The 9,154-nt window shown below is 74.1% G+C and carries 6 protein-coding genes; 5 read left to right on the top strand and 1 reads right to left on the bottom strand.

Annotated elements, in window-relative coordinates:
- From PKC53_RS12270 to serB, 3 genes are all read left to right on the top strand, one after another.
- A partial coding sequence (locus tag PKC53_RS12270; protein ID WP_324428951.1) for a TRCF domain-containing protein occupies positions 1-1,079 on the top strand: 1,079 nt, incomplete at its 5' end.
- 137 nt (positions 1,080-1,216) lie between these two features.
- Positions 1,217-1,711 carry a DUF4405 domain-containing protein gene (locus tag PKC53_RS12265; RefSeq protein WP_324428949.1) on the top strand — a complete coding sequence of 165 codons (495 nt, stop codon included), beginning with the start codon at positions 1,217-1,219 and terminating at the stop codon, positions 1,709-1,711.
- Positions 1,712-1,749: 38 nt separating this feature from the next.
- Complete coding sequence (gene serB, locus PKC53_RS12260; protein ID WP_324428947.1) at positions 1,750-2,469, top strand: phosphoserine phosphatase SerB; 720 nt, start codon at positions 1,750-1,752, stop codon at positions 2,467-2,469.
- 162 nt (positions 2,470-2,631) lie between these two features.
- Here serB and PKC53_RS12255 read toward each other — a convergent pair whose 3' ends face one another.
- Entirely contained in the window at positions 2,632-4,002 is a 1,371-nt protein-coding gene (locus PKC53_RS12255) for a TrpB-like pyridoxal phosphate-dependent enzyme (RefSeq protein ID WP_324428945.1), read from the bottom strand.
- A gap of 210 nt (positions 4,003-4,212) precedes the next feature.
- Between PKC53_RS12255 and PKC53_RS12250 the strand changes: the two genes are divergently transcribed.
- Positions 4,213-5,334 (top strand): hypothetical protein, encoded by a 1,122-nt coding sequence (locus tag PKC53_RS12250; RefSeq protein WP_324428942.1) that lies wholly within the window; start codon positions 4,213-4,215, stop codon positions 5,332-5,334.
- Positions 5,335-5,776: 442 nt separating this feature from the next.
- Entirely contained in the window at positions 5,777-9,151 is a 3,375-nt protein-coding gene (locus tag PKC53_RS12245) for a BTAD domain-containing putative transcriptional regulator (protein WP_324428940.1), read from the top strand.
- Positions 9,152-9,154: the final 3 nt, after the last annotated feature.

The following is a 9,154-nucleotide window of genomic DNA, read 5'->3' as shown; positions in this document are numbered from 1 at the left end:
GCGTGATCCGGGAGGGGGTGCTGCGCGAACCCACGCGCGGCGGGCAGGTGTACTCCCTGCACAACGAGGTCGAGACGATCCTCAACCGCCGCGACAAGCTCGCCGAGCTGCTGCCCGAGGCTCGCATCGGCGTCGCGCACGGCCAGATGCCCGAGCGCGAGCTCGAGCGCGTGATGCGCGACTTCGTCGCGCAGCGCCACAACGTGCTGCTGTGCTCGACGATCATCGAGACCGGCATCGACGTGCCGACCGCCAACACGATCGTCATCAGCCGCGCCGACAAGTTCGGGCTGGCGCAGCTGCACCAGTTGCGCGGGCGCGTCGGCCGCAGCCACCACCAGGCCTACGCCTACCTGCTGGTGCCCGACCTGGAAGGCCTGAGCAAGATCGCGGCGCAGCGGCTCGACGCGATCCAGCAGATGGAGGAGCTGGGCAGCGGCTTCTACCTGGCGATGCACGACCTCGAGATCCGCGGCGCCGGCGAGGTGCTGGGCGAGCACCAGAGCGGCAACATGCACGAAGTCGGCTTCCAGCTGTTCAACGAGATGCTCGCCGAGGCGGTGCGCGCGCTGAAGGCCGGGCGCGAACCCGACCTGCTGGGTCCGCTGTCGGGCGTGTTCGGCAGCACCGAGATCAACCTGCACGCCCCCGCGCTGCTGCCCGACAGCTACTGCGGCGACGTGCACGTGCGGCTGTCTCTCTACAAGCGGCTGGCCAGCGCCGACAAGCCCGAGGCGATCGACGCGATGCTCGAGGAGGTCACCGACCGCTTCGGCAAGCTGCCCGCGCAGGGGCAGACGCTGTTCGACACGCACCGCCTGCGCGTGCTGGCGAAGCCCTACGGCGTGGTCAAGGTCGACGCCGGGCCGCAGGTCATCGTGGTCACGTTCCGCCCGAACCCGCCGGTCGACGCGATGAGGATCATCGAGCTGGTGCAGAAGAACCGCGCGATCAAGCTCGCCGGCAACGACAAGCTGCGCATCGAGCGTCCGCTGCCCGACCCGGCGGCGCGCGCGCAAATGGTGCGCGACGTGCTGCGTGCGCTCGGCACGCCGCGCACCGAGACCGCCGCCGCCTGAACGCCGCCGCCCGGCCCTGGCGTGAGTGCGGTTTGCGCTGGCGCAAACCGCTTTACACGCCGGCAACGTGGCCTTGACGAGGTGCACAAGCGCCGTGCGCATCGTCGATGCGTTCTCTCACCACGAGGTCTTCGATCGTGAAACTGCAACGTGAATGGGCCACGCCGCTGGTCATGGGCGCCTTCCTGCTGTCGGCCGTCACCGGCGTGCTGATGTTCTTCCACGCCGACAGCGGATTGAACAAGGTAGTGCACGAATGGCTGGGCTGGGTGTTGCTCGGCGGCGTCGCGCTGCACGCCACCGTCAACCTGGCCGGTGTCAAACGCCATCTCGCCACCGGCGTCGGGCGCGCGGTGATCGCCGGCTTCGCGCTGCTGCTGGCCGTGAGCTTCGTGCCCGTCGGCGGTGGCGACGAGCCGCCTTTCGTCGCTCCCGTGCGCGCGCTGGCCGCCGCGCCGCTGCCGGTGCTCGCGCAGGTCGCCGGCACGACCCCCGACGAACTGCAGCGCAGGCTGGCGACCGCCGGTTACCCCGCCGACGACGCGAGTGCCAGCGTCGCGCAACGCGTGGGCGGCGACACGCGCCGGCAGATCCGTGTGCTGGCCGCCGTGCTCAAGCCGGCCGGCGGTTAACATCCTCGCCCGCCGTCGACCTTGGCAGACGGGCCGCCATGACGATCGAACGCGAACTCACCCCGGGGTTGTTCATCCGCGGCATCGCGCCGCCGCTGCGGCTCGCCGACTACCGGCTGATCGCGTTCGACATGGACTCGACGCTGATCAACATCGAGTGCGTCGACGAGATCGCCGACGCCGTCGGCCGAAAGGCCGAGGTGGCGGCGATCACCGAAGCCGCGATGCGCGGCGAGATCACCGACTACAAGGACAGCCTGCGCCAGCGCGTCGCGCTGCTCGCGGGCGCGCCCGCCGAGGTGCTCGAGCAGGTCTACCGCAACCGGCTGCAGATCAACCCCGGCGCCGACGAGCTGGTCGCGGCCTGCCGCGAAGCCGGACTGGACACGCTGCTGGTGTCGGGCGGCTTCACCTTCTTCACCGATCGCGTGCGCCGCCGGCTGAACCTGGGCTGGTCGCGCGGCAACGTGCTCGAAATCGCCGACGGCCGGCTCACCGGCCGGCTGGTCGACCAGTACTGGGGCGACATCGTCGACGGCGCGATGAAGCGCGCGACGGTGTTCGAGACCTGCTTTCGCAACGGCTACGAGCCGTCGCAGGTGGTCGCGGTGGGCGACGGCGCGAACGACCTCGAGATGATGGCCGCGGTCGGACTGAGCGTGGCCTACCGCGCGAAGCCGAAGGTGCGCGCGCAGGCGCACGTGGCCATCGACATGGGCGGGCTCGACCGGCTGCTCGAGGTGTTCGCGCCCGCATGACGCGGTGCGCCTTCGCCGCGCCATGGCCGCTCGCGTGGGCGTGGCTGCCGGCGCTGGTGCTGTGAACGGCGGCGCCGACGCAGCACGACGTGGACGCGGCCTGGCGTTGCGTTCACCTCGCCCTGACCATCGTCCGCCACGTCTTCGACGACGCGCTGACGGTCACGCCGGCTCGGGCACGCTCGGCAGCCCGGCCAGCGCCATCGCCAGCTCCTTCTCGTCGTACGACTCGTCGGTCAGCTCGCCGGTGAAGTACTTCTGGTACGCCGCCATGTCGAAGTGGCCGTGGCCGCACAGGTTGAACAGGATGGTGTCGGCGCGGCCCTCGCGCTTGCAGCGCAGCGCCTCCTCGATCGCCCCCTTGACCGCGTGGTTGGCCTCCGGCGCCGGCACGATGCCCTCGGCGCGCGCGAACGCGACGCCGGCGGCGAAGCATTCGATCTGCGTGTACGCGGTGGCCTCGATCAACCCGAGCTGCCTCAGGTGCGACACCAGCGGCGCCATGCCGTGGTAGCGCAGGCCGCCGGCATGGAACGGCGGCGGCGTGAAGGTGCTGCCCAGCGTGTGCATCTTCGTCAGCGGCGTCATGTGCGCCGTGTCGCCGAAGTCGTAGGCGTACTTGCCGCGCGTCAGCGACGGGCACGCCGCCGGCTCGACGGCGACGATGCGCGGCTTGGCGCCGCCGCGCAGGCCGTGGCCGATGAACGGGAACGCGATGCCGGCGAAGTTGCTGCCGCCGCCGGTGCAGCCGACCACGACGTCGGGCCAGGCGTCGGCCATGCGCATCTGCTCCATCGCTTCGAGGCCGATGATGGTCTGGTGCATCAGCACGTGGTTGAGCACCGAGCCGAGCGCGTACTTGGTGTCGTCGCGCTGCGCGGCGATCTCCACCGCCTCGCTGATCGCGATGCCCAGGCTGCCCGGGTGGTCGGGGCGCTGCGCCAGCACCGCGCGGCCGTACTCGGTTTCGGTCGACGGCGACGGCAGGCAGCGTGCACCGTAGGTCTCCATCACCGCGCGGCGGTACGGCTTCTGGTCGTAGCTCACGCGCACCTGGAACACCGTCACGTCCATGCCGAACAGCGACCCGGCGAACGCCAGCGACGTGCCCCACTGGCCGGCGCCGGTCTCGGTCGTCAGCTTCTTGACGCCGGCTTCCTTGTTGTAGAACGCCTGCGGCACCGCCGTGTTCGGCTTGTGGCTGCCGGCCGGGCTGACGCCCTCGTACTTGTAGAAGATGCGCGCCGGCGTGCCCAGCGCCTTCTCCAGGCGGTGCGCGCGGTACAGCGGGCTCGGGCGCCACAGGCGGAACACCTCGCGCACCGGTTCGGGGATCTCGATCTCGCGCTCGGTCGACACCTCCTGCGCGATCAGCGCCATCGGGAACAGCGGCGCCAGGTCGTCGGGGCCGATCGGCTTGAGCGTGCCCGGATGCAGCACCGGCGGCAACGGCTTCGGCAGGTCGGCCTGGATGTTGTACCAGTACTTCGGCATCTGGTGCTCTTCGAGCAGGAACTTGGTCTGCATGCTCATGGCGCGGGTCTCCTCGGTGCGAAGGTGGCTGTGGCGGTGGCGCCGGCGTGGCCGGCGCGGACACGCAGTGTCCGGGCACCGCGCAGCGCGCGGCATCGGGAACACCCGCAGCGGCGCGGCCCTCGCGTTGCGCCACGTCAACGCCCGCGCAGATTCGGCGCCGGCGCGCGCGCCGCCGGCAGGCCCCCGACGGCCACGCACAATGCGCCGATGCAGCGCCGCCTCGTGCTCCTGGTGCCCGGGTTCTTCGGCTTCACGTCGGTCGGCGCCGTGAGCTACTTCGAACGTGTCGAGCACACGCTGCGCGCGGCACTGCGCCGCCGCGGCGTCGACGCCCGCATCGTGCGCTGCCGCACGCAGCCCACGGCGTCGATCCCGCGGCGCGCCGATGCGCTGCGTCGCCAGGTGCAGCGCGCCGGCGGACTGCAGGCGACCGAGCTGCATTTCGTCGGCCACTCGACCGGTGGGCTCGACGTGCGCATGCTGCTCGCGCCCGGGGCACGCCTCGGCGACGCCACGGCCACGGCGCGCATCGCCGAGCGCACGCGCAGCGCGACCTCGGTGGCCACGCCGCACCACGGCACACCGCTGGCCAACCACTTCGTCAGCGTGCAGGGCCAGACGTTGCTGCTGCTGCTCAGCGGGCTGGCGACGTCGAGCCAGGGGCGCGGCACGGTGGTCGCCGCGGCGCGTGCACTGTCGGTGGTCGCGCGTCTGGACGACTGGTTCGGCCGCCCCGAGGGCCCGCTCGACCGCATCGCCGAGCAGCTGCTGCGCCACGTGCGCCTCGACCGCAGCGACCCGCTGTGGCGCTACCTCGGGCAGATCGAGCGCGACCAGGGCGCGGTGCTGCAGCTCACGCCCGAGGGCATCGAGCTGTTCGACGCCGCGGTGGCCGACCGGCCCGGCGTGGCCTACGGCTGCATCGTCGCCGGCGTGCCCCGTCCTCGCGAGCGCCTGGCCGGCAAGGATCTGCTCGACCCCGAGTACGTTGCGCTGCGCGCGCTGTTCAGGCTGCTGCACGCGCTGACCGGCCGGCCGCACCCGCGTTACCCGTACCCGAAGCCGGGCACCGAGACGCAGCGCGCGCTCGACCGTGCGCTGGGCTTCAAGGTCACGGCGTCGACGAACGACGGCGTCGTGCCGACGCTGAGCCAGCTGCACGGCCGCGCGCTGCACGTGGCGCGCGCCGACCACCTCGACGTCGTCGGCCACTACACGCTGGCCGGCGGGCGCACCGCCGACTGGCTGCCCTCGGGCGCGGGGTTCACGCCCGAGGGCTTCGATGCCACGTGGGACGCGGTGGCCGCGTCGATCGCGCGGCCGGCCTGAGCGGCCCGCCGCCCGTGCCTACGGCGCGACCGCTTCGGCGGTGTCCCGCCGTGGTGGCGCCGCGACCGCTGGCGCCGCGTGCGCTGCGCCGCCACGCAGTCGGGCCACGACCTGCGCCACCGCGGCGCGGTGCGTGCGGGCGTCGGGGCACTGGGCCGCAGCGACGGCGGCGGCCGGACCGACGAGTCGGGCGAGCGCGTGCGCGAGCGGCGCGGCTTCGGCGGGGATCGAGCTGCGGTGGATGGTGGACATGAGGCTCTCCGTTGGCGAGGAATCGGCGGTCGGCCCGCCCCGCACACGGTCCGGCGCGGCGGCCCGAGGCGTACGATCGGCGCGCGGCGTGTGCGGGGCGTGTGCGGCGCGTGTTCGGGGCGTGCATCGGGCGCGGATGCCGCGTGCGGCAAGCGTCGCGGCGCGCCACACTCGTGACACGGAGGTCGCGATGCGGGGTTTGCATGTGCTGCTGCTCGGGCCCGGCCGCATCGAGCACGACGGCCAGGCGTTGACGCGCGTGCTCGCGCCGAAGCAGCAGGCACTCGTGTTCCTGCTCGCCGAAGCCGGCCGACCACTGCCGCGCGCGCGGCTGGCCACGCTGCTGTGGGGCGGGCTCGACGACGCCGCCGCGCGCGGCAACCTGCGCGGCGCGCTGTACCGGTTGCGGCGCTGGCTGCCCGGCGTGCTCGCGGTCGACGGCGCCGGCGTCGGTTTCGCGCCTGGCGTTCCGCTGCACGTGGACCTGCACGAACTGACGTCGGCGCTGTCGGCACCGTGGCCGCACGGCCGGCGCATCGCGGCCGCGGCGGCGTGGCGCGGCCCGCTGCTCGACGGCTTCGAGGTCGGTGACGCCGACGGATTCGAGGCCTGGCTGTCGACAGCGCGCCGGCGCGCGCTGCACGCCGCGCAGGCGCTTCGCCGCGCACTGCTCGACGAGGCCGAGGCCGGCGGCCGGCACGACGAGGCGCTGGAACACGCCCACGCGCTGCTCGAACTCGACGACGCCGACGAACCGGCGCACATGGCGGTGATGCGCCTGCTTGCCGCACGCGGGCGACGCACTGCCGCCCTGGCCCAGTACGAGGCCTGCCGCGCGGCGCTGCTCGAGCGCCTGGGTGCGCGCCCGTCGGCCGACTGCTACGCGCTGTACACGCGCATCCACGCCGACGTTGCGCCGCCGGCGGCCACCGTCCCGGCGCCGATGGCCTCACGCATCGCTCCCGCCCAGGATCCCGCACTTGCGCTGATCGGTCGCGACGACGACCTCGCGCTGCTGCTCGAGCGCCTCGACGACCCGTCGTGCCGCTGGTTGACGATCGTCGGGCTCGGCGGTGTGGGCAAGACGCGGCTGGCGCTGTGTGCTGCCTCGGCGCGTGCCGCGCGCCACCGCCACGGCGTGCTGCACCTCAGCGCGCGCGACGATGCCGGCGGCGCGCTGCTCGACGCGGCGACGCTGCTGCAGCACGTGACCGGGCGCACCGGCGCCGACCGCGACCGGCCCGGTGCCTTGCTGCTGGTGCTCGACGAGCTCGAGGCGCTGCCGGCGGCGCGCGAACTGGCGCCGGCGCTGCGCGAGCGCGCACCCGGCGTGCAGGTCCTGGCGACGTCGCGCACCCGCATCGGCGATGCGCGCGAGTGGCTCCTGCCGCTCGACGGACTCGCGACCCAACCCCGGCACGCCGACGACCCGTGTTCGTCGGACGCCGCGGCGTTGTTCGTGGCGACGGCGCGGCGGCTGCAGCCGCGCTTCGAGGCCGCCGCGCAGGGCGCGGCGATCGCGCGGCTGTGCCGCCAGCTCGGCGGCCTGCCGCTGGCGCTGGAGCTGGCTGCGCGCCGGGCCTGCGACGCCGGCGTCGACACCGTGCTCGCGCAGCTCGACCGGGGTCGACTGCCGGCCGACACCGATGCCGCCGACGCACGCCACCGCAGCGTCGAGCAGGTGCTCGCCGAGTCGTGGGCGCGGCTGGGCGACGCGGCGCGCGACGCCGCGCTGCGGCTGGCGTGCTTGCCTGCGGGCGTCGACGCCGCGCTCGCCGAGACGGTGGGCGTCGACGCGCAGGCGCTCGCGACGCTGCGCACGCACTGCTGGTTGGCCGTCGACGCGTCGTCCGAGGCGACGATCGACGCCACGCCCGGCGTGCAGCGGCTGGCGCTGCACCCGCTGCAGCGACGCATCCTGCGCGCGCAGCCACCCTGCGCTGCGCTCGAACCTGGGGTGCTCGACGCGCTGGTGCGCCGGCTCGACGAGGTGCTGCCCGTGGTGCCGGCCTTCGGCGGCCTCGCCGACGTCGACGATGCGACACGCTCGCGTGCCGCGGCCGTCGTTGCCGCCAGCATTGGTACCGCGTCGACGCTGGCCGACGCGGCGGCGCGCGCCTGCGAGCGACTGCCGCCACCGCAGCTCGCACCGTGGGTCGACCGCGCCGCGCTGGCGCTCGAGGCCGCCGACCGCCAGGCCGAGGCTGCGGCGCTGTTCACGCGCGCGCTGACGCGCACCGACCTGCCGCCTTGGCTGGCCGTCGCCTGGACGCTTCGGCGCGCCGAGAGCCTGATGGGCGCCGGCGACTCGCGCGCCGCGCTGCGCGACTACCGGCACGCCTACGCGACGCTGGGAATGGCCCCGGAGCACATCGAGAGCGCGCCGTGGGCCGGGCTGGCCACCGCCGCGCTGCGGGTGGCGACGCTGCGCGACTGGCCGGCGGCGGGCCCCGCGCGCGACGCTTTCGCCGCGCTGATGTTGCGCAGCGGCGGCGGCTTCGGCGAGATGCTCGCGTTCTTCCCCGACCCGCAACCCTGGACGCGACACTGGCTGGTCAACACCTGGCTGCTGCGGCGCCTCGGCGCGGGTGCGACGCTGCGGCGCCTGTGGACGGCGATGGCGCTGGGCGGCGCCGGCCGGCTCGGGCTGATGCGCCGGGCACACCGCCGCGCGCAGCGCCTGGAGCGACCGGTCGGAGGGCTCGAACACGCGATGGCCGAGTACGCGCAGGGCATGATCCTGATGCAGCTCGGCGACTGGCGCGGGCTCGTCGCGCGCCTCGACGCGGTCGCCGACGCCTACGGACGCTGGCACGCGCGGCGCTACGAGCTGGGGGTGCGCGCGCTCGCCGGCAAGCTGCTGTTCTTCCAGGGCCGGCTCGCGGAGGCGCATGCACGCTTCGCGCAGCTCGCCGAGATCGCGCTGGCCCGCCCGGGCGACGCCTGGCGCGCCTGGGGCCCGGTGGGCTTGGTCGAGATCGGCCTGTGCCTCGGCGTCGACGACCACACGCTGCAGCGGCAGTACCGACGCGCCGCCGACGCGATGACCGAGATCGAGAACATCGACGCCGCGTACACGCTGCGCCGCCATGGGCTGGCGGCGCGGCTGGCATGGCGGCGTGGCGACGTCGACGCGGCCTGGGCCGCGGTGCGCACCGGCGTCGCGTCGTCGGCCCGCATGCGCTGCGGCTGGTGGGGCCACGAAGGTTACGCCGCCCTCGGCGACACCCTGCTGGCGCTGCAGCGCCATGCGGCGCAGCGCGGCGAGCGCACCGACGTCGCCGACGCCGCCTGGGCCGAGTTCGAACCGGCGCTCGGGCGGCAGGTGCGTCTGTTCGCGCCGGCTGCAATCCTGCGCGCGCGACTGCAAGGCCAGCGCGCCTGCCTGCAGCAGCGCCATGCCGAGGGCGTGCCGCTGCTGCAGCGCGCGTTCGCGCTCGCCGAGGCGCAAGGCATGGGGCTGGAGCAGGCGCGCGCCGCCGAGGCCCTCGCGCAAGAGGCCGCAGGCGACTGGCCCGAGCGTGCCGGGCGGCTTTGGGCGCGGCTGCGCACTGCGCCCGCATGAACC

This window comes from Azohydromonas sp., assembly GCF_035325925.1.
GTDB lineage: Bacteria > Pseudomonadota > Gammaproteobacteria > Burkholderiales > Burkholderiaceae_C > Calidifontimicrobium.
The sequence above is the reverse complement of the archived record's forward strand: the minus strand, read 5'-3'. Positions and strand labels throughout refer to the sequence as shown.